We start from the raw sequence: 23,840 nt of genomic DNA on the forward strand, positions 1-23,840 counted from the left end.
ATTCGCCCATGGGTATCGAGAGTGTGGGGCTCCGGGAGTCCAAGAAGCAGGAGACCAGGCAGCTGATCTCCGACCACGCCACCCGGCTCTTCATCGAGCAGGGCTTCGAGCGGACGACCATCGCCGAGATCGCCACGGCGGCCCGCGTCGCCAAGAAGACGGTCACCAACTACTTCGCGCGGAAGGAGGATCTGGCCCTCGATCACCACGAGGCGTTCACGGCGAGCCTGGCCCGTGCGGTCGCCGACAGGGCCGCCGGCGAGTCGGCGCTCACCGCCCTGCGGCGGGAGTTCGCCGCGGCGGTCGAACAGTGCGACCCCGTCGCGGGCTTCGCCGGCCCGGAGTTCGCCCGCATGATCGCCGACAGTCCCACCCTGACCGCCCGCCTGCGCGAACTGCACGACCAGCGCGAGGAGGCCCTCGCGGCGGCGCTCGCGGACGTCACCCCCGCCGACGCGCCGGCCATCGCCCCCCGGGCCGCCGCCGCGCTCCTCGCGGCCGGCCACCGCCTGCTGTTCCAGCGCATCCAGGAACTCACCCTGGCCGGCGAGCCCAACGAACGGATCGCCGCCACCGTGGCCCCGGAGGCGGAGTACGTCTTCGACACGCTCGCCACCGGCCTCGGGGGCGCCGAGGCCGCGGAGTCCTGATCGCCCCGCACAACGCCGAAGGGCCCCACCGCGAACGGTGGGGCCCTTCAACGTATTGCCCGGTGAGAGCAATGGCGGAGGATACGAGATTCGAACTCGTGAGGGGTTGCCCCCAACACGCTTTCCAAGCGTGCGCCCTAGGCCACTAGGCGAATCCTCCGCCGCAAACAATACAAGACGTTGAGGGGTGCTCGCGAACGTGATCCAGAAGAAGGGTCCGCGGCCGACGGCGGGGGGCAGCGGGGGCCTGGGATCGGGTACCCTTGGCGCAGCCCCTCACGCGGTGCTATCTGACTGAACTCCCCCAGGGCCGGAAGGCAGCAAGGGTAGGTCGGCTCTGGCAGGTGCGTGGGGGGCGCTTGCGTTCCCGGGGTTCCCAAAAATTCCCGGGTGCCGACGGCGCCGCAGCAGGGTTCCAGGGTTCCGGCGGGGTCGCGGCGGCTCCGGGAGCCCCCCGGCGAGTCCCGGACCAGTGGCGGTTTTTCCCGGGTTGTCGGTGGGCGCCTATAACCTCGTACATGTGTCGTCTCTCGCGCTCTACCGCCGCTATCGCCCCGAGTCCTTCGCCGAGGTCATCGGGCAGGAGCATGTCACCGACCCGTTGCAGCAGGCCCTGCGGAACAACCGGGTCAATCACGCGTACCTGTTCAGCGGGCCCCGCGGGTGCGGCAAGACGACCAGTGCGCGGATCCTGGCGCGGTGTCTGAACTGCGAGCAGGGGCCCACCCCGACGCCGTGCGGGGAGTGCCAGTCCTGCCGTGACCTCGCGCGGAACGGTCCTGGGTCGATCGACGTCATCGAGATCGACGCCGCCTCGCACGGTGGTGTGGACGACGCCCGTGACCTGCGCGAGAAGGCCTTCTTCGGGCCCGCGTCCAGCCGGTACAAGATCTACATCATCGACGAGGCCCACATGGTCACCTCGGCGGGCTTCAACGCCCTCCTGAAGGTGGTCGAGGAGCCGCCGGAGCACCTCAAGTTCATCTTCGCGACGACCGAGCCCGAGAAGGTCATCGGGACGATCCGGTCCCGGACCCATCACTACCCCTTCCGGCTCGTGCCGCCCGGCACCCTGCGGGAGTACCTGGGCGAGGTCTGCGGGCGCGAGGGCATCCCCGTCGAGGACGGGGTGCTGCCGCTCGTCGTGCGCGCCGGCGCCGGGTCCGTGCGTGACTCGATGTCCGTCATGGACCAGCTCCTGGCCGGCGCCGCAGCCGACGGTGTGACATACGCCATGGCCACCTCCCTGCTCGGTTATACGGACGGCTCTCTGCTCGACTCCGTCGTGGAGGCCTTCGCCGCCGGGGACGGTGCCGCCGCCTTCGAGGTCGTCGACCGGGTCATCGAGGGCGGGAACGATCCCCGCAGGTTCGTCGCCGACCTCCTTGAGCGGCTGCGTGACCTGGTGATCCTGGCCGCCGTGCCGGACGCAGCCGAGAAGGGGCTCATCGACGCCCCCGTCGACGTGATCGAGCGCATGCAGGCCCAGGCCTCCGTTTTCGGCGCCGCCGAGCTCAGCAGGGCCGCCGACCTCGTCAACAGCGGACTGACCGAGATGCGGGGAGCCACCTCGCCCCGGCTCCAGCTGGAGCTGATCTGCGCGCGGGTGCTGCTGCCCGCCGCCTTCGACGACGAGCGTTCGGTCCAGGCGCGCCTCGACCGGCTGGAGCGCGGGGCGTCCGCCGCGCCCGCGCCGGTCTTCACGCCCGGACCTCCCGCGCCCGCCATGGGGTACGTGCCCGGGCCCGACGCCCACACCCCGATGGCCCCGCCCCCGCCCGCGCCCGCCCCTCAGGCACCCCCGGCACCCCAGGCGCCGTCCCAGGCCCCGGCCCCGGCTCCCGTACAGGCGCAGCGCCCCGAGCCCGCCGCCCCGGCTCCCGCCGCGCCCCGGCCCGGTGCCTGGCCGGGTGCCGCCACCCCCGGCGGCGGCGCCCCCGGTGCCTGGCCCGGCGCCTCGGCCGCGGCGGCCCCGGCTCCGGCCGCGCCCGCTCCCGCACAGGCGCAGCCCACTCCCGCTCCGGCGTCCACGGGCGGCGGGGACACCGCCCAGGTGCGGAACCTCTGGCCGCAGATCCTCGACGCCGTCAAGAACCGGCGCCGCTTCACCTGGATCCTGCTCAGCCAGAACGCCCAGGTCGCGGGCTTCGACGGCACGACCCTCCAGCTCGGCTTCCTCAACGCCGGGGCCCGGGACAACTTCGCCAGCAGCGGCAGCGAGGACGTCCTGAAGCAGGCCCTCGCCGAGCAGTTCCAGGTGAACTGGAAGATCGAGGCGATCATCGACCCCTCGGGCGGCGCCTCGCCCCCGCCCGCCGCCACCGGCTTCGGCGGCTCGGGCGGCACCGGGGGCTTCAGCAGCGGCTCGGGAGGCTTCGGCGGTGGCCGGCAGCAGCCGCCCGCCCCGGCTCAGTCCTTGCAGCAGGGCCCGCCGTCCGGACCCGCTCCGGCGCAGGCTCCGCCCGCGCCCGTTCCCTCTTTCCCGCAGGCGTCGGCGCCCGCTGCGGCGCAGGCCCCCGCGCCCGCGTACACGCCGCCCGCGCCGCAGCCCGTGGCGCCCGAGGACGACGTACCGGAGGAGGACGATCCGGACCTCGTCGACTCCGCGCTCTCGGGCCACGATCTGATCGTGCGCGAGCTCGGAGCGACCGTTGTGGAGGAATACACGAACGAGTAGGGGCGTCTCGCTCGGTGGCCCGCACAAGGGGCATCCCGGTCGGCGGGCTACCCTGACTGGCGTGAAGGTCCTCGTCATCGGCGGCGGCGCCCGCGAACACGCCCTGTGCCGCTCTCTCTCCCTCGATCCCGACGTCACCGCTCTGCACTGCGCGCCCGGCAACGCCGGAATCGCGGAGGTCGCCGAGCTGCACCCCGTCGACCAGCTGGACGGCGAGGCCGTCGCGCGCCTCGCCACCGGGCTCGGCGCCGAACTGGTCGTCGTCGGACCGGAGGCCCCGCTCGTCGCCGGTGTCGCCGACGCCGTCCGTGCGGTCGGCATCCCCGTCTTCGGCCCCTCGCGGGAAGCCGCGCAGCTGGAGGGCTCCAAGGCGTTCGCCAAGGACGTCATGGCCGGCGCCGGGGTTCCCACCGCCCGCAGCTACGTCTGCACGACCCCCGAGGAGATCGACGAGGCGCTCGACGCCTTCGGCGCCCCCTACGTGGTGAAGGACGACGGCCTCGCCGCCGGCAAGGGTGTCGTCGTTACCGACGACCTCGCGCGGGCACGGGCGCACGCCCTCGCGTGCGACCGGGTGGTCATCGAGGAGTTCCTGGACGGCCCCGAGGTCTCCCTCTTCGCGATCACCGACGGCGTCACCGTCCTGCCGCTCAAGCCCGCACAGGACTTCAAGCGCGCGCTCGACGGCGACGAGGGCCCGAACACCGGCGGCATGGGCGCCTACTCGCCGCTGCCGTGGGCCGACCCGAAGCTGGTCGACGAGGTCCTCGCGACCGTCCTCCAGCCGACGGTCGACGAACTGCGCCGCCGTGGCACGCCGTTCTCCGGTCTGCTGTACGCGGGTCTGGCGATCACCAGCCGCGGCGTACGGGTCATCGAGTTCAACGCGCGCTTCGGCGACCCCGAGACCCAGGTGGTCCTGGCCCGTCTCAAGACCCCGCTTGCGGGCGTCCTGCTGAACTCCGCCAATGGCACCCTGGACGACCAGGCCCCGCTGAGCTGGAGCGACGACGCCGCCGTCACCGTGGTCATCGCCTCCCACAACTACCCGGACACCCCGCGTACGGGCGACCCGATCGAGGGCCTGGACGAGGTCGCGGAGAAGGACGCCCCCCACGCGTACGTGCTCCACGCCGGGACGAAGCGGGACGGCGACGCGGTCGTGAGCGCGGGTGGCCGCGTCCTCTCGGTCACCGCCACCGGAACGGACCTGGCGCAGGCCCGCGAGCGGGCGTACGCGGCGGTCGGCCGCATCCGCCTTGACGGCTCCCAGCACCGTACGGACATCGCGCGCAAGGCCGCCGAGGCCTGACGGCGCCGCTGATCTCTCGTGCGGCCGTACGGTGCACCGTACGGCCGCACGAGCGCCATCACCTTTGCCCAAAGCCATTCCATCGAGTGACGGCTCGGCCATCCGGATGACGTCCGCCACAGCCCCAACTAGGGTGCGGCGGAGGCGTTCCGGCACTTGGCCCACCGGCATTGCGATGTCAGTGGCGGGTGCCACAGTGGGGGAGTGAGCAACACCGCCACAGGCAGTCCCGACGAGGGCAGGAGGGGGTGATGTACGGCGTGTCCGGTACTGGTGCCGTTGTCGGCGAGGAGTGGGGCGTGCGCGCCGCGCGCTCCCGGGCCCTCGGCGTCCTCCGGGTCCGCGGCAGGGCCCTCGGCCTCGCTGTCCTCCCGGCCGCCGTCGCCGTCGTCCTGTACGCGGGCGGGGTCACCGGCCACTTCACCGGCTCCGGCTGGGACGCGGCCCGCTGGGCGGTGACCGTGCTCGCGGTCGTCGTCCTCCTCGCCGCCACGGCCGTCGCGCTCGTCGTCGCACGGGCCCGCCCTGCCGCGACGCCGACGGTGGAGCTCTCCGAGAGCGCCGCCCCCGATCTCTACCGGCTCGTCCGTGACCTGGCCGACCGGCTCGACGTTCCGGCACCCGCGGCGATAGCCCTGACGCCGGACTGCGACAGCTGGCTGGAGGACCGCACCCACCGGGCCCACCGCACGCGGCGCACGTCCGGCGGCGACGGCGAGGGGGACGGCGCCCCCGTCCTCGTCATAGGTTCGCCCTTCCTGTGGTGGATGCGCGTCGGCGAGCTGCGGGCAGTCCTCGCCCCTGTCGTCGCCGGTACGGGCCCGGCCGCGCATCCCGACATAGCCGCCGCCCGCCGCTTCGTCCGAGGCCTGGACGCCGCCGTCGCGGTGCCCACGACACCCGGCCTCGACCCGTTCCGCAGACTCGGCGCCCATGGCGTCGGGCAGGTCGCCCGCGTCCTGCTGCGTTCCTGTCGCGGGCACGCGGCCGAGATGGAGCGCGGGGTCGCCGTCGCCGGCTCGGAGCGCGCGCAGGCCGTGGACTACGGCGTACGGATCGTCGCGCAGGAGCAGGTCGGTCTGGCCTACGCGGGCTGGGACCGTCTCCTGACCCGGGTGGCGCTGCCCGCCTGGCGCATGGGCCGCTGGCCCTCCCGGCTGGACGCGGGCGTGGTCTCCGCCCTCACCGAACTCTCGCGCCGGGACCGGCTCGCGGACGGATTCTCGTCCCGCCTCGGCGAGCGCCCCGCCTGCGACCTCCTGGAGGAGCCGGGAGCGGTCGACGAGGCCACCTCGCTGCTCGCCGCCCGTCTCTTCCACGGCGGTCCCGCCGAGCCCGGCCCCGACTGGTCCCCGGTGGAGTGGAGCCAGTACCCGGAGGAGGTCGTCGACCGGAAGTGGCGCACCGACGCGGCCCGGCTGCACCAGGTCCTCGACGCCCTCGGCGTGGCCGGCTCCCCCGCCGGAGCGCGGTCCGCCGCCGAGGGCCCGACCCTGACCCGGGTGATCGACCACCTGTCGACGGCCCCCGCGTTCCCCGAAGCCGCACAGGGCGCCACGACCGCCACCGAGCCGCCGACCGGCCCTTCGCACGCCCCCGAGCCGCCCGTCGCCGCTTCCGCCACCCCTGACGAGGCCGACGCCGGCCCCACCGACCGGGCCGACTCCGACCCCATGGACCGCGACGACGCAGGCCTCACCGACCGCGACGACTCCAACCCCATGGACCTCTCTGGCCCCACCGCCCCCCACGGCCTCCCGCTCCCCGGCGAAGACCCGGTCAACCCCGCCGCCGATGCGCTCGCGGGGGCCCTCAGCGCCCTCCTCGCCCGTGAGGAGGCCGCGAGAGAGGCGCGCGTGGCCACCGCCGCCGCCACCGCCGAGACCGCGACGACCACCACCGGGACCGCACAGACCGCACAGACCGCACCGACCGCACCGACCGCCGAGGCCGTGGCCGGCAGCGCCGAGAAGAGCGACCGGGCAGCCGCCGCGCCGCCCCCGATGGTCGTCAGCGGCCCCGACGGGCCCCTGCCGCTCTTCCCGCTCCAGCCGCCCCGTTCCGGCCGGGACCTGCTCGCCGACCACGTCACCGCGATGGTCTGCTGCGCGGCCGTGGACACCGCCGAGGCCGCCCCCGGTCTGGACTGGCTCGACGGGCCCGCCCTCCTGGTCGGTGGTGAGCGGGCGGCGGACCTCGGTCCCCGCGTCCTCGCTCTCGTGGAGGACGGCGACCCGGAGCCGCTGCGGGTCTGGCTGGCCCGCACAGGCGTGCGCCCGGAGAAGCCCGTACGCCTGGTCTGAGAGCCCCCGGACGCGCGTGCACCACCGCCGATTCCGGAGCGCCGGCTTCCACTCTCGTCAATTCGCGACGAACGGTGACGGAGTGCGTGCGTTATGTGATGTGCTGGAGACCGTCACTGACAGAGGCACGAACCAGAAGCACATCGGAAACACGCATCAGAGGCACTGACCAGCCGACCCGGGGGAGTCGAGGGAGGGGCGCACCATGGGGGCGGATCAGATCAGGCGCTGGGAGTCGGGCGCGCTCGCGCACGCCGTCAGCGATCCCTTCGGCCAGGGCCCGCTGCCCTGGCTGCGCGGCTCCGAGAACTACTTCGACGACACGGGCCAGATGGTCCCCTGGTACGCGGACGAGATCCTGGCCCGGGGCGGTAGCGGGGGCCCCCGCACGGCCGACGACGTCCGGCGCCAGATCAAGGGCTTCGCGTCCGACGGGGCCGTCGCACCGGGCGAGTCGATCGACTTCCACATCACGGTGGACCCGCCGCAGCAGTTCTCGGTCGACATCTATCGGATCGGTCACTACGGCGGCGACGGCGCCGCGAAGATCACCACCAGTCCGCGGCTCTCCGGGATCGTCCAGCCGGCCCCGCTCACCGCCGACCGCACGGTCTCCTGCCACCACTGGTGGCAGTCGTGGCGGCTGCAGGTCCCCACCTACTGGTCGATCGGCGCGTATGTCGCGGTGCTCACCACCGTCGACGGCTACCGCTCCCACATCCCCTTCACGGTCCGCGACGACCACCCGGCCGATCTGCTTCTCGTCCTCCCGGACGTGACCTGGCAGGCGTACAACCTCTATCCCGAGGACGGCCGCACGGGCGCCAGCCTGTACCACGCCTGGGACGAGGACGGCCGGCTGCTCGGCGAGGAGGAGGCGGCCGTCACCGTCTCCTTCGACCGTCCGTACGCGGGCGCGGGGCTGCCGCTCCACGTCGGGCACGCGTACGACTTCATCCGCTGGGCCGAGCGTTACGGCTACGACCTGGCGTACGCGGAGACCCGGGACCTGCACGCGGGCCGGGTCGACCCGAGCCGCTACCGGGGCCTGGTCTTCCCGGGGCACGACGAGTACTGGTCGGTGCCGATGCGCAGGACCGTCGAACTCGCCCGCGATCAGGGCACGTCGCTGGTCTTCCTCTCGGCCAACACCATGTACTGGCAGGTGGAGCTGGGTCCTTCGCCGTCCGGGGTGCCGGACCGGCTCCTCACCTGCCGGAAGCGGCGCGGACCGGGCCGTCCGGCGCTCTGGCGCGAGGTCGACCGGCCCGAGCAGCAGCTGCTCGGCATCCAGTACGCGGGCCGGGTGCCCGAACCGCACCCGCTGGTCGTGCGGAACGCCGAGCACTGGCTCTGGGAGGCCACCGGAGCCGGGGACGGCGACGAGCTTCCCGGCCTGGTCGCGGGCGAGGCCGACCGCTACTTCCCGCGCACGGCGCTCCCCGAGCACGAGGGCCGCATCCTGCTCGCCCACTCCCCCTACCGGGACGGCGACGGGGCGCTGCGCCACCAGGAGACCTCGCTCTACCGGGCTCCGTCGGGCGCCTGGGTCTTCGCCTCCGGCACCTTCGCCTGGTCACCGGCGCTGGACCGGCCGGGCCATGTCGACGCCAGGGTCCAGCGCGCCACCGCGAACCTTCTCGACCGGATCTGTAAGAGGGACTGACCGGGGCTGACCAGGACTGCCCGGGCCCGCCCGCCGCCGACCGGCCCCGGTGCGAGAGAATCGAAGCGCTCCTGGATCAACCTACGCGGAGGAACCGTGTCCGGATTCGTAGAAAAGCCCGAGCCTGTCCAGGTCCCGGGCCTCACCCATCTCCACACGGGCAAGGTGCGCGACCTGTACCGGAACGAGGCCGGTGACCTCGTGATGGTGGCGAGCGACCGCATGTCCGCGTACGACTGGGTCCTGCCCACCGAGATCCCCGACAAGGGCCGGGTCCTCACCCAGCTCTCCCTGTGGTGGTTCGACCGGCTCACCGACCTCGTCCCGCACCACGTGCTGTCGACGGACCTCCCGGCCGGCGCCCCCGCCGACTGGGCGGGCCGCACCCTGATCTGCAAGTCGCTGAACATGGTCCCGGTCGAGTGCGTGGCCCGCGGCTACCTCACCGGCTCCGGCCTGGTCGAGTACGACGAGTCCCGTACGGTCTGCGGCCTCGCGCTCCCCGAGGGCCTGAGCGACGGCTCCGAGCTGCCCGCCCCGATCTTCACCCCGGCCACCAAGGCCGCCGTCGGTGACCACGACGAGAACGTGTCGTACGAGGAGGTCGCCCGTCAGGTCGGCGCCGAGACGGCCGCCCTGCTGCGTCAGACGACCCTTGCCGTCTACGGCCGGGCCCGTGACATCGCGCGCGACCGGGGGATCATCCTGGCCGACACCAAGTTCGAGTTCGGCTTCGACGGGGAGACGCTGGTGCTCGCCGACGAGGTCCTCACCCCGGACTCCTCGCGCTTCTGGCCGGCCGACCAGTGGCAGCCGGGCCGTGCCCAGCCCTCGTACGACAAGCAGTTCGTCCGGGACTGGCTGACCTCCCCGGCCTCGGGCTGGGACCGCAGGAGCGAGCAGCCGCCGCCGCCGCTCCCGCAGGACATCGTGGAGGCGACGCGCGCCAAGTACCTGGAGGCGTACGAGCTGCTGACCGGCAAGACCTGGTCCGACAGCTTCTAGGCGCGGGAACGGGAGAACGAGAAAGCCCCCGGTCATTCGACCGGGGGCTTCTTCGTGGAGCGGACGACGAGATTCGAACTCGCGACCCTCACCTTGGCAAGGTGATGCTCTACCAACTGAGCCACGTCCGCATGCGCCGTAGCGCGGAGCCAACTATACCCAAGGTTTCGGGTGCGTGGGACCCGCGGCTGTGTGGGGCTCTTCACAGGCTCCCCGGGTACGACGAAGGCCCCGGTTCCTGAGAACCGGGGCCTTCGCACTCCTGAGCGGACGACGAGATTCGAACTCGCGACCCTCACCTTGGCAAGGTGATGCTCTACCAACTGAGCCACGTCCGCATTGCTGCCACTCGCCGGTTCCTCTTATGAGAGGGCCCGTCGGGCGGTGCGAGCACTACTCTACCTGATCCACGACAGTGGTTCGGTCGAGTGATGCAGAGCGGGTGACAGGAATTGCACACTGCGCCTTCCCCCTGGAAGGGGGATGTTCTGCTACTGAACTACACCCGCACGCTGCGTGAGGTTCGGCTTTGCGGCCTTGCCCCTCGGCGTGATCCAGACTCTACCGGATCATGGGGGGTGTCATGCAAATCGGCTCGGCGCCGGGCCCGGCGCCGAGGTCTGGCCCCCGGCCGGGGCCCGCGCTCAGCTCGCCTCGCGGAAGGCCTCGTAGACCCGCTTCGGGATCCGTCCGCGGGCCGGCACCTCCATCTTGTTGGACTGCGCCCAGGCCCGGACCGCCGCCGGATCGGGGGCGAGGGAGGTGTGGGTGTACGTCTCCGCCGAGGCGCTCCGGGCGGCCACGGCCCTGGCCGGCAGCTTGCGGCCCGCGGCGAGGTACGGCGCCAGGGCCTTGCGGAGTTTCTTTGCATTGGCAGCATTCAGGTCGATCTCGTACATCTTCCCGTCAAGACCGAACGCGACCGTTTCAGTCGCTTCTCCGCCGTCCATGTCGTCGGAGAGAGTGACCACCACACGCTGAGCCACGGATATCGGTCCTTTCCTGCGGCCGGTGCCGCGGAGAGGGCGCTTGTGGCGCCTCTGACGTGCGGCGATGTCGGCCTTACGGCTGTTCCGGGACAATACTGCTTTCTTCTGGATTCCTTTGTACAGCGGCAGGCGTCGCATTGTGAAGCCCTGGCAATTGTTTCAGCGTGTCCCGGTGCAATGAGGTCCGCGATATTTCACTCGAATTTTGCGTGGCCGTGCTCGCGCGCGGGCATGCGTGGTGTTCGTGGGCGGAGACCCGTCGTGACCTGGCTTTTGTAGGATCCTTCAGATCTCTACCCGCGTAGAATTTGGAGGCAGGTACGCTGAGGGAACCGCCCACGCAACACACCACCGGGAGTGCCAGTGGCACGCGTCGTAGTCGACGTCATGCTCAAGCCGGAGATCCTCGACCCTCAGGGGCAGGCGGTGCAGCGTGCACTGCCCCGCCTGGGATTCGCCGGAATCGCCGACGTCCGCCAGGGGAAGCGCTTCGAGTTGGAGGTGGAGGGACCGGTCGACGACGCCGCCCTCGCCCGCATCCATGAGATGGCCGAAACCTTCCTTGCCAACACCGTGATCGAAGACTTCATCGTGAAGGTGGAGTCGTGACCGCACGCATCGGCGTCGTCACGTTCCCCGGAACGCTCGACGACCAGGACGCGCTGCGTGCAGCCCGCCTCGCGGGGGCCGAGCCCGTCTCGCTGTGGCACCGCGACAAGGACCTCAAGCAGGTCGACGCCGTGGTCCTCGCCGGCGGCTTCTCCTACGGCGACTACCTGCGGGCCGGAGCCATCTCCCGCTTCTCGCCGGTGATGGAGACGATCATCGAGCAGGCGAAGGCGGGCATGCCCGTCCTCGGTATCTGCAACGGCTTCCAGATCCTCACCGAGGCCCATCTGCTGCCGGGCGCGATGCTGCGCAACAACCACCTCCACTTCATCTGCCGCGACCAGAAGCTGCGGGTGGAGAACGCGGAGACCGCCTGGACCTCGGACTACTCCGAGGGCCAGGAGATCGAGGTCCCGCTCAAGAACATGGACGGCCGGTACGTCGCCGACGAGCGCGTCCTCGACGAGCTGGAGGCCGAGGGGCGAGTGGCCTTCCGCTATCTCGACGTCAACCCCAACGGCTCGCTGCGTGACATCGCGGGCATCACCAACGCCGCGGGCAACGTGGTCGGCCTCATGCCGCACCCGGAGCACGCCGTCGAGCCGCTGGTCGGCACCGGCAAGACGGACGGCCTCGGTTTCTTCACCTCGATCCTCAAGAAGCTGGTCAACGCCTGATGAGCCTCGACACCGTCAAGCACGCGAGCGAGACGCCGGACAGCGAGCAGCCCTGGAAGGAGCTCGGCCTCAAGGAGGACGAGTACGCGCGCATCCGCGAGATCCTCGGCCGCCGTCCCACCGGCGCCGAGCTCGCCATGTACTCCGTCATGTGGTCCGAGCACTGCTCCTACAAGAGCAGCAAGGTCCACCTGAAGCAGTTCGGTGAGAAGACCCCCGAGAACGACGCCATGCTCGTCGGCATCGGTGAGAACGCGGGCGTCGTCGACGTCGGCCAGGGGTACGCGGTCACCTTCAAGGTCGAGTCGCACAACCACCCCTCGTACATCGAGCCCTACCAGGGCGCGGCCACCGGTATCGGCGGCATCGTCCGCGACATCCTCGCCATGGGCGCCCGCCCGGTCGCGGTCGTCGACCCGCTGCGCTTCGGCGCGGCCGACCACCCCGACACCAAGCGCGTGCTGCCCGGTGTCGTCGCCGGCATCGGCGGCTACGGCAACTGCCTCGGCCTGCCGAACATCGGCGGCGAGGTCGTCTTCGACTCCTGCTACCAGGGCAACCCGCTGGTCAACGCCGGCTGCATCGGCGTCATGAAGCACGAGGACATCCACCTCGCCAAGGCCTCGGGCCCCGGCAACAAGGTCATCCTCTACGGCGCCCGCACCGGCGGCGACGGCATCGGCGGCGTCTCGGTCCTCGCGTCCGAGACCTTCGACGACACCAAGCCCACCAAGCGCCCCGCCGTCCAGGTCGGCGACCCCTTCCAGGAGAAGCTCCTCATCGAGTGCACCCTGGAGATCTTCAAGGAGAAGCTGGTCGCGGGCATCCAGGACCTCGGCGGCGCCGGGCTCTCCTGTGCCACCTCCGAGCTGGCCTCCGCCGGCTCCGGCGGCATGCGCGTCGAGCTCGACCGGGTCCACCTGCGCGACGCGACCCTCTCGCCCGAGGAAATCCTCATGAGCGAGTCGCAGGAGCGCATGTGCGCGATCGTCGAGCCCGAGCACGTCGAGCGCTTCCTCGAGATCTGTGAGAAGTGGGACGTCATCGCGGTCGTCATCGGTGAGGTGACCGAGGGCGAGCGCCTGGAGATCTTCTGGCACGGCGAGCAGATCGTCGACGTACCGCCGCGGTCGGTGGCCCACGAGGGCCCGACCTACCACCGGCCGTACGCCCGCCCGGAGTGGCAGGACGCGCTCCAGGCCGACGACGCGAACAAGCTGCCCCGGCCACAGACCGGCGACGAGCTGAAGGACCAGGTCCTGAAGCTGGTGTCCTCCCCGAACCAGGCCTCCAAGTCCTGGATCACGGACCAGTACGACCGGTTCGTGCAGGGCAACACGGTCCTGGCGCAGCCCGAGGACGCGGGCATGGTCCGGATCGACGAGGAGACCAACCTCGGTGTGGCCATGGCGACCGACGGCAACGGCCGGTACGCGAAGCTCGACCCGTACACGGGTGCGCAGCTCGCGCTGGCGGAGGCGTACCGCAACGTCGCCGCCTCCGGTGCCAAGCCGCTCGCCATCTCGGACTGCCTGAACTTCGGTTCGCCCGAGGACCCGGCCGTGATGTGGCAGTTCGCCGAGGCCACCCGTGGTCTCGCGGACGGCTGCCTCCAGCTCGGCACGCCGGTCACCGGTGGCAACGTGTCGCTGTACAACCAGACCGGTGAGGTCGCGATCCACCCGACGCCGGTCGTGGCCGTGCTCGGTGTGATCGACGACGTGAACCGCCGTACGCCGATCGCCTTCGCGGAAGAGGGCCAGCTCCTCTACCTGCTCGGCGACACGCGTGAGGAGTTCGGCGGCTCGGCCTGGTCAGAGGTGATCCACCAGCACCTCGGCGGCATGCCGCCGGCCGTGGACCTCGACCGGGAGAAGCTGCTCGGCGACATCCTGATCTCGGCCTCCCGCGACGGCATGATCGACGCGGCGCACGACCTGTCCGACGGCGGTCTCGTCCAGGCGGTCGTCGAGTCCTGCCTGCGCGGTGGGAACGGTGCGCGGCTGGTCGTCCCGGAGGACCTGGACGCGTTCACGTTCCTCTTCAGCGAGTCGGCCGGCCGTGCGGTCGTGGCCGTCCCGCGCAGCGAAGAACTCCGCTTCACCGACATGTGCGGTGCGCGGGGTCTGCCGGCGGCCCGCATCGGCGTCGTCGACGGTGACGCGGTGGACGTACAGGGTGAGTTCACGCTCTCCCTGACGGAGCTGCGCGAGGCGCACGAGGCGACGATCCCGGCCCTGCTGGCCTGACGTCGGTTTGTATGTGGGACAGCCCCCGTCCTCGGACGGGGGCTGTCCGCGTTCACTCCGCCGGGCCCCAGAACGCGTCCGACTCCTCGATGTCCGCGACGCACTCGTCCACGTCGGTCATCTTGCCGCCGACCATGGTGAAGAAGAGGCCGCCCTCCATCTCGATGCCCCGGTCCCCGCGGTCGGCGTGCCACTTGTGCACCGCCATGACATGGCCGCGGCCGTCCGGGTAGATGCCCTTCACCTCGACCCGGAACGTGTTCCCGGTGAGCTCCATGAGCTGTCCGAAGTGGGCGAGGATGTTGTCGACGCCCTTGAAGTGGCCGGACATCCGGCTGCTGCCCGGTGAGTGGTGAGCGCAGTCCGCGGTCATCAGCGACCGCAGGGTCTCCATGTCGCCCTCGGAGAACGCTGCGTAGCCCTGGCGGACCAAGGCGGCGTCAGGGTGCTCAGCCATGGCTGATCGACCCCTCTCGTACGCGTAGACGGCTGTGCTTGAAGCCCTCCCTCTTCAGTCTCCGACTACCCTCGCCCTCATGCCACCGGCCAAGAAGCGTCCCCGCAGCTACGACTCCGCGAAGATCCGTGCCGCCGTGCTCGCCCAGTTCGGGCATGTACGGGACGGGGTGCGCGCCCTGCCGCCGGAGGCGCTCGACGGGCCGACCCGGCTCGGCTCGTGGACGGTACGGGACCTGGCGGCCCACCTCGCGTGGATGGTGGACTCCGTGCCGCAGCTCCTGGCCATGACGGAGGGGGGCAAGGACCGGCTGGCCCTGCTCGACTGGCCGTTCGTCACGGCCGACGCGGCGGAGCGGATCGACTCGCACACCCGGGGCATCGACGCCTCCGACCTGTCCGGCCTGTACGCGCGCGTCGCGGACGACTACGAGCGGGCGGTGGGCGACGCCGCCGACGAGCGGCTTCTTCCGGTGAGCTTCGGGGCGATGACCCTCGCGGACTTCCTGGTGACCCGTACCGTCGAACTCGTCGTGCACACCGACGACCTGAACGCGGCGACCGGCGCCGGCATCCCGTACGACCGGGGGGCGCTCGCCGCCTGCACCCGGCTGCTCGCCGACGCCCTCGCGTCGAAGGCGCCCGGGGGCGCGGTCGAGGTCCGCGTCCCGCCCTACGCGGTGGTGCAGTGCGTGGAGGGCCCCCGGCACACCCGGGGCACCCCGCCGAACGTGGTCGAGACGGACCCCCTGACGTGGATCAGGCTGGCGACCGGGCGGGCCGAGTGGACGGAGGAGCTGGACGAGGCCAGGGTGAGCGCGAGCGGCGAACGCGCGGATCTGGCGGAGTTCCTGCCCCTGATGGGCTGAGGCGGCGCCTTCCCCGCGGGGGCCGAGGGAACCGACTCGTCCGCGGGCCCGTCCCATCGGCATGCAGACGCCGCGCACCCCCCTCGCAGCCGCCGCCCTCGTCCTTCTCCTCGCCGCCTGCGGCACGGAAGGAGGCGGGGGTTCCGGTGCGGACACCGTCTCCCCCGATCTGCCGGTCGCCGGCACCCACTGGACGATCGGGGCGGTGACGCTGGACGGACGCAGGTCCGCGGCTCCGGACGGCGCCCGCGTCGACTTCGAGGAGAACGGCCGTGCCCAGGGGAACAGCGGGTGCAACGGCTTCGGCGCCGCCGTCGCCGTGAACGGGGACACCCTCACGGTCTCCGGGCAGGCGATCACCGAGATCGGCTGCCCCGGCGACCGGCAGCGCTTCGAGACCGAGTTGATGAAGGCCTTCTCCGGTGAGCTCAAGGGGAAGCTGAAGGGTGACGCGCTCACCCTCACGTCCCCGGACGGCCGGAACGTCCTGGAACTGACGGCCGAGCCGGCGGCCCCGCTGCGCGGCACGACCTGGAAGGTCGACGGGCTCGTCTCCGGGAAGACCGCCGCCTCGCTGCCCGCCGGCGCCGAGGGCAAGGCGCGGATCGTCATCGGGGCCGACGGCCGGGTCTCCGGCAACCTCGGCTGCAACAACTTCTCCGCGACCGCCCGCGTCGACGAGAAGGCCCGCACGCTGACCGTCGAGGGCCCGGCGGCCACCACCCGCATGAGGTGCGCGAGCCCCCAGATGACGCTGGAGACGAAGCTGTACGAGCTCCTCGACGGGCCGCTCTCGTACCGCCTCGACCACCGGACGCTGACCCTCGCCGACGCCTCCGGCGAGGGCCTCACGGCGGTCGCGGCCGCTCCTCAGTAAGGCAGGAGCCCCGCGAAGCCAGGAGCCCCGCGTCGGTCCGGGGGGTCACACAGGGGCTGTCAAGCAAGGGCCGCGTGGGGCTGGAGCTTCGTCCAGCGTCCGCGTACCCGCACACGGTGTCTCGGACCACGGGACCGGGTGCGGCCACGGTGTCGCGGCGGGGTTTCCGGGCCCCGGACGACCCCGGGACTGCGAACTCCGTCACATCGCGGGGGTGTCGGCGGCTGGTACGAGCGTCCGCTCTCCGGGGCGTCCGGCGGCCCGATCCCTTACCGCGCCTGCCTTGTGGGCCTCTCCAGGCCAGAGATGATCATTTGGTGTGATCGCACGAGTGCCGAAGCCCTGGATTTCGCCAATTCGGACCAGTGGTCGACCCCGTCTACACTCGGAAACGTGCCACGTGGTGACGGTCGACTCAATCACGACCTGCTTCCCGGTGAGAAGGGCCCCCAGGACGCTTGTGGCGTCTTCGGTGTCTGGGCTCCGGGTGAAGAGGTCGCAAAGCTCACGTACTTCGGGCTCTATGCCCTCCAGCATCGGGGCCAGGAATCCGCGGGTATCGCGGTCAGCAACGGCTCCCAGATCCTCGTCTTCAAGGACATGGGCCTCGTGTCCCAGGTCTTCGACGAGACCTCTCTCGGTTCCCTCCAAGGTCATATCGCGGTCGGTCACGCCCGCTACTCGACCACCGGGGCGTCCGTGTGGGAGAACGCGCAGCCGACGTTCCGGGCAACCGCCCACGGCTCGATCGCGCTCGGCCACAACGGCAACCTGGTGAACACGGCGCAGCTCGCCGAGATGGTCGCCGACCTGCCCAAGAAGGAAGGCCGCACCACCCGGGTGGCGGCCACCAACGACACCGACCTCCTCACGGCGCTGCTCGCCGCCCAGGTCGACGAGGACGGCACGCCGCTCACCATCGAGCAGGCCGCCGCGAAGGTTCTCCCCGATGTCCGGGGCGCCTTCTCCCTCGTCTTCATGGACGAGCACACGCTCTACGCGGCCCGTGACCCGCAGGGCATCCGCCCGCTGGTCCTCGGCCGTCTGGAGCGCGGCTGGGTGGTCGCCTCGGAGTCCGCGGCCCTCGACATCTGTGGCGCCAGCTACGTCCGCGAGGTCGAGCCCGGCGAGATGATCGCGATCGACGAGAACGGCATCCGTACCTCGCGATTCGCGGAAGCGAAGCCCAAGGGCTGTGTCTTCGAGTACGTGTACCTGGCTCGCCCCGACACCGACATCGCCGGCCGGAACGTGTACCTCTCCCGCGTGGAGATGGGCCGCCGCCTCGCGAAGGAGGCGCCCGTCGAGGCCGACCTGGTCATAGCGACGCCCGAGTCGGGCACCCCGGCCGCCATCGGCTACGCCGAGGCCTCGGGCATCCCCTTCGGCGCGGGCCTGGTGAAGAACGCCTACGTCGGGCGCACCTTCATCCAGCCCTCCCAGACCATCCGCCAGCTCGGCATCCGGCTGAAGCTGAACCCCCTCAAGGACGTCATCAAGGGCAAGCGCCTGGTGGTCGTCGACGACTCGATCGTCCGCGGCAACACCCAGCGCGCCCTGGTCAAGATGCTCCGTGAGGCCGGCGCGGCCGAGATCCACATCCGGATCTCCTCCCCGCCGGTGAAGTGGCCCTGCTTCTTCGGTATCGACTTCGCCACCCGCGCGGAGCTGATCGCCAACGGCATGTCGATCGACGAGATCGGCAAGTCGCTGGGCGCGGACTCGCTCTCGTACATCTCCCTCGACGGGATGATCGAGGCGACGACGATCCAGAAGCCGAACCTCTGCCGTGCCTGCTTCGACGGCGAGTACCCGATGGAGCTGCCGGACCCCGAGCTGCTCGGCAAGCAGCTCCTGGAGACCGAGCTGGCCGCCGGCCCGGCGGCCACCGCGGCCTCCGACGCGCTCCGTCGTCCCTGAGCACAGCCGCCCGTAAGACCCCGCTGCACACCGCAGTACGACACGAAAGTTCTCAACCCATGTCTGAGACCCCCAGTGCCGCAGGCGGCGCCAGCTACGCGTCCGCGGGCGTCGACATCGAGGCGGGTGACCGCGCCGTCGAGCTCATGAAGGAGTGGGTGAAGAAGACGCAGCGACCCGAGGTCCTCGGTGGCCTCGGTGGCTTCGCCGGCCTCTTCGACGCCTCCGCCCTCAAGCGCTACGAGCGTCCGCTCCTCGCCTCCGCGACCGACGGCGTCGGTACGAAGGTCGACATCGCCCGACAGATGGGCGTGTACGACACGATCGGCCACGACCTGGTCGCGATGGTCATGGACGACATCGTGGTCTGCGGTGCCGAGCCGCTCTTCATGACCGACTACATCTGTGTCGGCAAGGTCCACCCGGAGCGGGTCGCCGCGATCGTCAAGGGCATCGCCGAGGGCTGTGTCCTGGCCGGCTGCGCCCTGGTCGGCGGCGAGACGGCGGAGCACCCGGGCCTCCTCGGCCCGGACGACTTCGACGTGGCCGGCGCCGGTACGGGTGTCGTGGAGTACGACCGGCTCCTCGGCGCCGATCGCATCCGTACGGGGGACGCGGTCATCGCCATGGCCTCCTCGGGTCTTCACTCCAACGGGTACTCGCTCGTCCGGCACGTGGTCTTCGACCGCGCCGGCATGACCCTCGACCAGCGGGTCGAGGAGCTCGGCCGGACCCTGGGCGAGGAGCTCCTGGAGCCCACGAAGATCTACTCCCTGGACTGCCTGGCCCTCACCAGGACCACGGACGTCCACGCGTTCAGCCACATCACGGGCGGCGGTCTCGCCGCCAACCTGGCCCGGGTGATCCCGGACGGCCTGCACGCCACGGTCGACCGTTCGACCTGGGCGCCGGGCGCGATCTTCGACCTGGTCGGCAAGGCCGGTCAGGTGGAGCGCCTGGAGCTGGAGAAGACCCTGAACATGGGCGTCGGCATGATGGCCGTCGTGCCGGGCGACTCCGTGGACGCGGCCCTGACGACGCTGGCGGACCGGGGCGTCGAGGCCTGGGTCGCGGGTGAGATCACCGAGCGCGGCGCGCACACCACCGGCGCGGAGCTGGTCGGGGACTACGCGAAGTAGTCCACACGAGCGGTACGAGGCGGCGGGGCGCTCCTGAGGGGCGCCCCGCCCGCGTTCCCCCGGACACGAGCGGCCGGAGCTGTACGCGGACAGCACAGAAACCCGGCCGGGTGATCCCGGACCGGGTTTCTGCGATGCGATTCAGAAGGTCAAGCGCGACGCGGGGACGACGCGGGACCGGACTCGTCGTCCTCGTCCTCGTCGTCCGTGTTGTAGAGATCCGCGTACTGGGCGTACGGGTCGTCTTCCTCGTCGTCGTCCTCGAACGGCTCGCCATTCGGCGGCTGACTCGAAGTCGAAGCGCCCAGCTCATTGGCCAGACGCGTCAGGTCCGTCCCGCCGCTGCTGTACTTCAGCTGGCGGGCGACCTTGGTCTGCTTGGCCTTTGCCCGGCCGCGCCCCATGGCTCGACCCCCTCGGTGACGGGGCTCGATGGCCCCAGAGTCTTGACACGCGTTCATGAGTCGGAACGGACTCTCGACAGAGAGACCGGTCCGTAGAGCTTCAACGGTACCTGTTTCCGCGGGTCTACGGTACGCCGCGCGCATCACATACCCCGGTACAGAACCATCGAGGAGCTCTTTCCTCGCTGGTCAATCGCGATTTTAACCTCTTCTGGAGGGCCGACCCGCCGACGGGCGTGAGCGAAGTCTCTCCGCGTCTCTCCGTGCGCTCCCCGCGTGCCCGTGCCGGGCTCCGGCAGGCGGGCCGGCTCTCCGCGCGGCTCAGCCGCGCCGCGCGTCCGCCATCCGCTGCTCGGCGATCCGGTCGGAGGCCGCAGCCGGCGGGATCCCGTCGGCCTTCGCACGTGCGAAGATCTCGAGCGTGGTGTCGAAGATCTTCGTGGCCTTCGCCTTGCACCGGTCGAAGTCGAAGCCGTGCAGCTCGTCGGCGACCTGGATCACGCCACCGGCGTTGACCACGTAGTCGGGCGCGTAGAGGATCCCGCGCTCCACGAGGTCCTTCTCGATGCCCGGGTGGGCGAGCTGGTTGTTGGCCGCGCCGCAGACGACGCTCGCGGTGAGGAACGGCACGGTCGTCTCGTTCAGGGCGCCGCCCAGCGCGCAGGGCGCGTAGATGTCGAGACCCTCGACGCGGATCAGCGCGTCCGTGTCGGCGACCACGGTGACCTGCGGGTGCTTGTCGGTGATCCGGCGCACCGACTCCTCGCGCACATCGGTGATGACGACCTCGGCGCCGTCCTCCAGGAGGTGCTCGACGAGGTAGTGGCCGACCTTGCCGACGCCCGCGACGCCGACCTTGCGGCCGCGCAGGCTCGGGTCGCCCCACACGGTCTGCGCGGAGGCGCGCATGCCCTGGAAGACGCCGAAGGCGGTGAGGACGGAGGAGTCGCCGGCGCCGCCGTTCTCGGGGGAGCGGCCGGTGGTCCAGGTGTTCTCGCGGGCGACGACGTCCATGTCGGCGACGTAGGTGCCGACGTCGCAGGCCGTGACGTACCGGCCGCCGAGGGAGGCGACGAAGCGCCCGTAGGCGAGGAGGAGCTCCTCGGTCTTGATCTTCTCGGGGTCGCCGATGATGACGGCCTTGCCGCCGCCGTGGTCGAGACCGGCCATGGCGTTCTTGTACGACATACCGCGGGCCAGGTTGAGCGCGTCGGCGATCGCCTCGGCCTCGGTGGCGTACGGGTAGAAACGGGTGCCGCCGAGGGCGGGGCCCAGGGCGGTGGAGTGGAGGGCGATGACGGCCTTGAGGCCGGTGGCGCGGTCCTGGCAGAGCACGACTTGCTCGTGGCCACCCTGCTCCGAATGGAACAGGGTGCGCAGTACGTCAGCAGGAACGCCGGTCACATCGGTCACGGTGGTGACTCCCAAGTACGAAGCGGCGGTTTCGGTCCCCCCTGCGGGTGGGGGAGGACCAGTTCGGCAAGAGAGTAAGTGCTACCTGGGCGTAGATCGGCCTCAGTGCTCAGGATCACCCCCTCCCGGAGTACCTCCGTGGAAGGATTCGCGACATGTCGGTCGCCTCCTCGGTCCTCATCCCCTACGCGTCCTATCTGCGGGTGTACGAGCCGCTGGCCGCGTTTCCCGAGCCGGAGCGGACCCACTGGGCCAGGTACGCGCGCCGGCCGCGCACGCCGGGGGCGCAGGAGGAGCTGCGCCGGTCGCTGGCGGACCTGCTGCCGACGCCGCCGGTCCCGGTGCCGGTCCACGAGAGCGGTGAGGCCTTCGTCGCCCATCTGGACGGGGTGGTGGTGATCTGCCCGTGGCGGACGCGGCTGCGGGGGTGGCTGGCGCTCCAGGAGCTGGACGGGCAGTTCCCGGAGCCGGTGCTCGACGCGATGCTGCCGCCGGTGGTGCGCGTTCAGGTGACGAGCGACTACGAGCGGTGGCTCGCCAGGAACCCTGACGCGCGCCCGTGGATCCGTACGGCCGTCTGGCAGGTGCCGCTGCGCTGGTTCGCGCTCTTCGGGGACGAGGACCGGCAGTACGAGCCGGGGGAGCCGGGCGGTGCGGCGGGCACGGGGCCGGGCCGGGCGCCGGTGCTGCGCTACCGGACCACGATGGCGCAGGCGCGCCGGCGTCTCGCGCGGGCGCTCCGGGCGCTGCGGGAGTCGATCGACGACGGTCCGATGACGGAGGGGCTGATCGAGGTGGGCCGCTGGCTGGAGGAGTTCCATCCGCGGGCCCTTGTGGAGCTGGACTTCGGGGGTCTGGTGCACGCGGTCAGCGAGGAGTGGCTGGCGGAGGACCGGTCGGCGGCGCGGATGGCGGAGGGGATCGAGGCGCTGCGGGCCGGCGACGGCGAGGCGGCGAGCGAGGCGTACGGGCGGCTGGCGGAGCGCTGGCGGGTGGTCAGGGAGCTGCGCTTCGCGAATTGACATCAGTCGGGCATCTTCGTCAGGTCGGTATCGACAAGACATGTCCGACCGGTGTAAATGATCTTCAGGGATGTCCGAATCCCGTCTGCCCGAATCTCGGCGCTCGGGTGTGCGGGTCTTTCGGCACTCGCCGGGCGGGGACGTTGGTCCCGATCCGGGCCTTTGGCTCAAGCGTGACGGACAGCACGTAACGCACCCTTGCGCCGATCGCCCTCCCTCGTGCCAAAATAGGACAAGGAGTCCGGGGAGGGTTCCTTCCGCCCATCTATGGGCGGAACGCTCAGCATTGCACTCTATGGGGGGTCTCAGGACTCCTTCACGCGCCTGTGACTGATCGTCACAGGCGCGTGACTGTCCGTTATGGCATGGTCCATCGACTTCCGCCGCTGATGAACACCTGCGAGGGCAATTCCATCGGTTTGGCCGACGTGGCTGGACGGATGGTGTAGTTGTAGTGCCGAGGACAAGCCGTTCGTCCTATAACCGACTCGGCCCGCTTCTGCCATTTCGGGCAACGCGGGTCAAGGTGCAGAATTTAGAGGAAAGAACCGAGATGGTTCGGTTCTCCCGAGGAGGCCGCTCATGACCGCTCGCACCCCTGATGCCGAGCCGCTGCTGACCCCTGCCGAGGTTGCCACGATGTTCCGTGTGGACCCGAAGACGGTGACCCGTTGGGCGAAGGCCGGGAAGCTCACGTCCATCCGCACCCTGGGTGGACACCGCCGGTACCGCGAAGCTGAGGTTCGCGCGCTGCTGGCGGGCATTCCGCAGCAGCGCAGCGAGGCCTGAGGTCGCGCAAACACCCCGCAGTACCCCGTAACACCGGGCCTGTCCGGATCCCCCAATCCGGTCGCCCACCCCTAGCTCTGCCGACGGATTCCTGCCCCAACAGGCCTTCGTCAACGATCGCGCTGGACTCCGCCGGGTCTGGCGCGATCTTCTTTTGTGCCCGACGCCACTTCTCGGGGAGGGGTGCAATTGCACATATTAAATCGGGCCGGTGTAGGGAGGGTGTAAGTGAAGGGGTTTCTGAATCCGCCTCAGTGACTCCCGTCACACCGGCGAAGACTTGCCAAAGAACAGCCTCCTACTTCCCCGGGCGCCCCCAACCCGCCGTTGGTCATGGGTCGCTGGGACTTTCGTCCTCCGTCGTCACGGCCGGCCCCTCGGGCCCCTCGGGCTCCGGGAACTCCATGGCGAGCCGCAGGAGGCGGTGACAGACCACGCAGTGGCGGGTGAGGTGCCCGTAGCGGGAAGCGGCCGCCAGATGGGCGCGCAGCAGCGCTCGTGTGTCGTGCCGTGCAGCGGACGCCGCGGCCATGCGCGACCACCTCCGGTGTGGGCCCCCGATTCCCTGCTGTCCGGGGTACCGGCGGGCGCGTGGCCCGTCAAGACACGGGAACACAACGAAAGGCCCGCATCGCGTGATGCGGGCCTTTCGTGAAAGCGATCCTGACGGGACTTGAACCCGCGACCTCCACCTTGACAGGGTGGCGAGCTAACCAACTGCTCCACAGGACCTCGTTCGCAACCTCTGGGAAGTGGCTGCGAGGAAGACTGTACAGCAGGTCAGCGGTCGGGTCGAACTCACCGGCGGACGGGC

At 70.9% G+C, this 23,840-nt stretch carries 20 protein-coding genes, 5 tRNA genes and 1 other RNA gene; 16 read left to right on the forward strand and 10 right to left on the reverse strand.

All coding sequences use genetic code 11. The features are described from left to right. Positions 1–8: 8 nt before the first annotated feature. Entirely contained in the window at positions 9–650 is a 642-nt protein-coding gene (locus tag ACFVYX_RS30365) for a TetR/AcrR family transcriptional regulator (protein ID WP_389684689.1), read from the forward strand. 72 nt (positions 651–722) lie between these two features. On the opposite strand, the gene ACFVYX_RS30370 is transcribed toward ACFVYX_RS30365, so the two are convergent. After that, a tRNA-Ser gene (locus tag ACFVYX_RS30370) sits at positions 723–810 on the reverse strand. Positions 811–917: 107 nt separating this feature from the next. Between ACFVYX_RS30370 and ffs the strand changes: the two genes are divergently transcribed. From ffs to ACFVYX_RS30400, 6 genes are all read left to right on the forward strand, one after another. Then, positions 918–1,016: signal recognition particle sRNA small type (ffs, locus tag ACFVYX_RS30375), an RNA gene on the forward strand. A 154-nt stretch (positions 1,017–1,170) separates the two neighbouring features. After that, the gene (locus ACFVYX_RS30380) at positions 1,171–3,327 is read left to right on the forward strand and encodes a DNA polymerase III subunit gamma and tau (RefSeq protein WP_389684690.1); all 2,157 of its coding nucleotides are present in this window, start codon (positions 1,171–1,173) and stop codon (positions 3,325–3,327) included. A 61-nt stretch (positions 3,328–3,388) separates the two neighbouring features. Beyond that, complete coding sequence (purD, locus tag ACFVYX_RS30385) at positions 3,389–4,639, forward strand: phosphoribosylamine--glycine ligase (protein ID WP_389684691.1); 1,251 nt, start codon at positions 3,389–3,391, stop codon at positions 4,637–4,639. 251 nt (positions 4,640–4,890) lie between these two features. Next, on the forward strand, positions 4,891–6,942 hold the full coding sequence (locus ACFVYX_RS30390) for a hypothetical protein (protein ID WP_389684692.1): 2,052 nt from the start codon (positions 4,891–4,893) through the stop codon (positions 6,940–6,942). Positions 6,943–7,147: 205 nt separating this feature from the next. Further along, positions 7,148–8,608 carry a N,N-dimethylformamidase beta subunit family domain-containing protein gene (locus ACFVYX_RS30395; RefSeq protein WP_389684693.1) on the forward strand — a complete coding sequence of 487 codons (1,461 nt, stop codon included), beginning with the start codon at positions 7,148–7,150 and terminating at the stop codon, positions 8,606–8,608. A gap of 96 nt (positions 8,609–8,704) precedes the next feature. Continuing rightward, on the forward strand, positions 8,705–9,613 hold the full coding sequence (locus tag ACFVYX_RS30400) for a phosphoribosylaminoimidazolesuccinocarboxamide synthase (RefSeq protein ID WP_389684694.1): 909 nt from the start codon (positions 8,705–8,707) through the stop codon (positions 9,611–9,613). 55 nt (positions 9,614–9,668) lie between these two features. On the opposite strand, the gene ACFVYX_RS30405 is transcribed toward ACFVYX_RS30400, so the two are convergent. The 4 genes from ACFVYX_RS30405 to ACFVYX_RS30420 all read right to left on the reverse strand — a co-directional run bounded on the left by ACFVYX_RS30405 (position 9,669) and on the right by ACFVYX_RS30420 (position 10,599). After that, positions 9,669–9,744: transfer RNA gene (locus ACFVYX_RS30405), tRNA-Gly, on the reverse strand. A gap of 134 nt (positions 9,745–9,878) precedes the next feature. Continuing rightward, positions 9,879–9,951 (reverse strand) — tRNA-Gly (locus tag ACFVYX_RS30410). Between the two features lie 99 nt (positions 9,952–10,050). Further along, positions 10,051–10,122, reverse strand: a tRNA-Gly gene (locus tag ACFVYX_RS30415). 135 nt (positions 10,123–10,257) lie between these two features. After that, positions 10,258–10,599 carry an Lsr2 family protein gene (locus ACFVYX_RS30420; protein ID WP_389684695.1) on the reverse strand — a complete coding sequence of 114 codons (342 nt, stop codon included), beginning with the start codon at positions 10,597–10,599 and terminating at the stop codon, positions 10,258–10,260. Positions 10,600–10,965: 366 nt separating this feature from the next. Here ACFVYX_RS30420 and purS point away from each other — a divergent pair, with 366 nt between their 5' ends. Genes purS through purL form a run of 3 tightly spaced genes read left to right on the forward strand, consistent with a single transcriptional unit; the run spans position 10,966 to position 14,137 of the window. After that, positions 10,966–11,211: a phosphoribosylformylglycinamidine synthase subunit PurS gene (gene purS / locus ACFVYX_RS30425; protein WP_017240564.1), complete on the forward strand. Its 246-nt coding sequence runs from the start codon at positions 10,966–10,968 to the stop codon at positions 11,209–11,211. Continuing rightward, positions 11,208–11,888 carry a phosphoribosylformylglycinamidine synthase subunit PurQ gene (gene purQ, locus ACFVYX_RS30430; protein ID WP_389684696.1) on the forward strand — a complete coding sequence of 227 codons (681 nt, stop codon included), beginning with the start codon at positions 11,208–11,210 and terminating at the stop codon, positions 11,886–11,888. Before purS ends, purQ begins: the two co-directional genes overlap by 4 nt. Next, the gene (purL, locus tag ACFVYX_RS30435) at positions 11,888–14,137 is read left to right on the forward strand and encodes a phosphoribosylformylglycinamidine synthase subunit PurL (RefSeq protein ID WP_389684697.1); all 2,250 of its coding nucleotides are present in this window, start codon (positions 11,888–11,890) and stop codon (positions 14,135–14,137) included. The genes purQ and purL overlap by 1 nt, the downstream gene beginning before the upstream one ends. A gap of 52 nt (positions 14,138–14,189) precedes the next feature. Here the strand turns inward: purL and ACFVYX_RS30440 are convergent, their stop codons facing one another. Next, positions 14,190–14,594: a nuclear transport factor 2 family protein gene (locus ACFVYX_RS30440; RefSeq protein WP_389684698.1), complete on the reverse strand. Its 405-nt coding sequence runs from the start codon at positions 14,592–14,594 to the stop codon at positions 14,190–14,192. A 79-nt stretch (positions 14,595–14,673) separates the two neighbouring features. Between ACFVYX_RS30440 and ACFVYX_RS30445 the strand changes: the two genes are divergently transcribed. From ACFVYX_RS30445 to purM, 4 genes are all read left to right on the forward strand, one after another. Further along, on the forward strand, positions 14,674–15,462 hold the full coding sequence (locus ACFVYX_RS30445) for a sterol carrier family protein (protein ID WP_389684699.1): 789 nt from the start codon (positions 14,674–14,676) through the stop codon (positions 15,460–15,462). Positions 15,463–15,523: 61 nt separating this feature from the next. After that, positions 15,524–16,339: an META domain-containing protein gene (locus ACFVYX_RS30450; protein WP_389684700.1), complete on the forward strand. Its 816-nt coding sequence runs from the start codon at positions 15,524–15,526 to the stop codon at positions 16,337–16,339. A gap of 393 nt (positions 16,340–16,732) precedes the next feature. Continuing rightward, positions 16,733–18,259, forward strand: a complete 1,527-nt coding sequence (gene purF / locus ACFVYX_RS30455) for an amidophosphoribosyltransferase (protein WP_389684701.1) — start codon at positions 16,733–16,735, stop codon at positions 18,257–18,259. 59 nt (positions 18,260–18,318) lie between these two features. Further along, a complete protein-coding gene (gene purM, locus ACFVYX_RS30460) occupies positions 18,319–19,398 on the forward strand; it encodes a phosphoribosylformylglycinamidine cyclo-ligase (RefSeq protein ID WP_389684702.1) in 1,080 nt (359 codons plus the stop codon). A gap of 149 nt (positions 19,399–19,547) precedes the next feature. On the opposite strand, the gene ACFVYX_RS30465 is transcribed toward purM, so the two are convergent. Further along, a complete protein-coding gene (locus ACFVYX_RS30465; protein ID WP_030221379.1) occupies positions 19,548–19,802 on the reverse strand; it encodes a DUF3073 domain-containing protein in 255 nt (84 codons plus the stop codon). Between the two features lie 321 nt (positions 19,803–20,123). Further along, positions 20,124–21,215 (reverse strand): Leu/Phe/Val dehydrogenase, encoded by a 1,092-nt coding sequence (locus ACFVYX_RS30470; RefSeq protein WP_389684703.1) that lies wholly within the window; start codon positions 21,213–21,215, stop codon positions 20,124–20,126. Between the two features lie 155 nt (positions 21,216–21,370). On the opposite strand from ACFVYX_RS30470, the gene ACFVYX_RS30475 reads away from it, so the two are divergent. Together ACFVYX_RS30475 and bldC are read left to right on the forward strand one after the other, a co-directional pair. Next, complete coding sequence (locus ACFVYX_RS30475) at positions 21,371–22,237, forward strand: hypothetical protein (protein ID WP_389684704.1); 867 nt, start codon at positions 21,371–21,373, stop codon at positions 22,235–22,237. 582 nt (positions 22,238–22,819) lie between these two features. Continuing rightward, entirely contained in the window at positions 22,820–23,026 is a 207-nt protein-coding gene (gene bldC, locus ACFVYX_RS30480; RefSeq protein WP_003949541.1) for a developmental transcriptional regulator BldC, read from the forward strand. A 331-nt stretch (positions 23,027–23,357) separates the two neighbouring features. Here the strand turns inward: bldC and ACFVYX_RS30485 are convergent, their stop codons facing one another. Both ACFVYX_RS30485 and ACFVYX_RS30490 read right to left on the reverse strand, forming a co-directional pair. Continuing rightward, the gene (locus ACFVYX_RS30485; RefSeq protein WP_389684705.1) at positions 23,358–23,558 is read right to left on the reverse strand and encodes a DUF6274 family protein; all 201 of its coding nucleotides are present in this window, start codon (positions 23,556–23,558) and stop codon (positions 23,358–23,360) included. A gap of 126 nt (positions 23,559–23,684) precedes the next feature. After that, positions 23,685–23,758, reverse strand: a tRNA-Asp gene (locus tag ACFVYX_RS30490). Positions 23,759–23,840 lie beyond the last annotated feature (82 nt).

The sequence above is a fragment of the Streptomyces sp. NPDC058326 genome (genome assembly GCF_042879855.1).
Classification (GTDB): domain Bacteria; phylum Actinomycetota; class Actinomycetes; order Streptomycetales; family Streptomycetaceae; genus Streptomyces.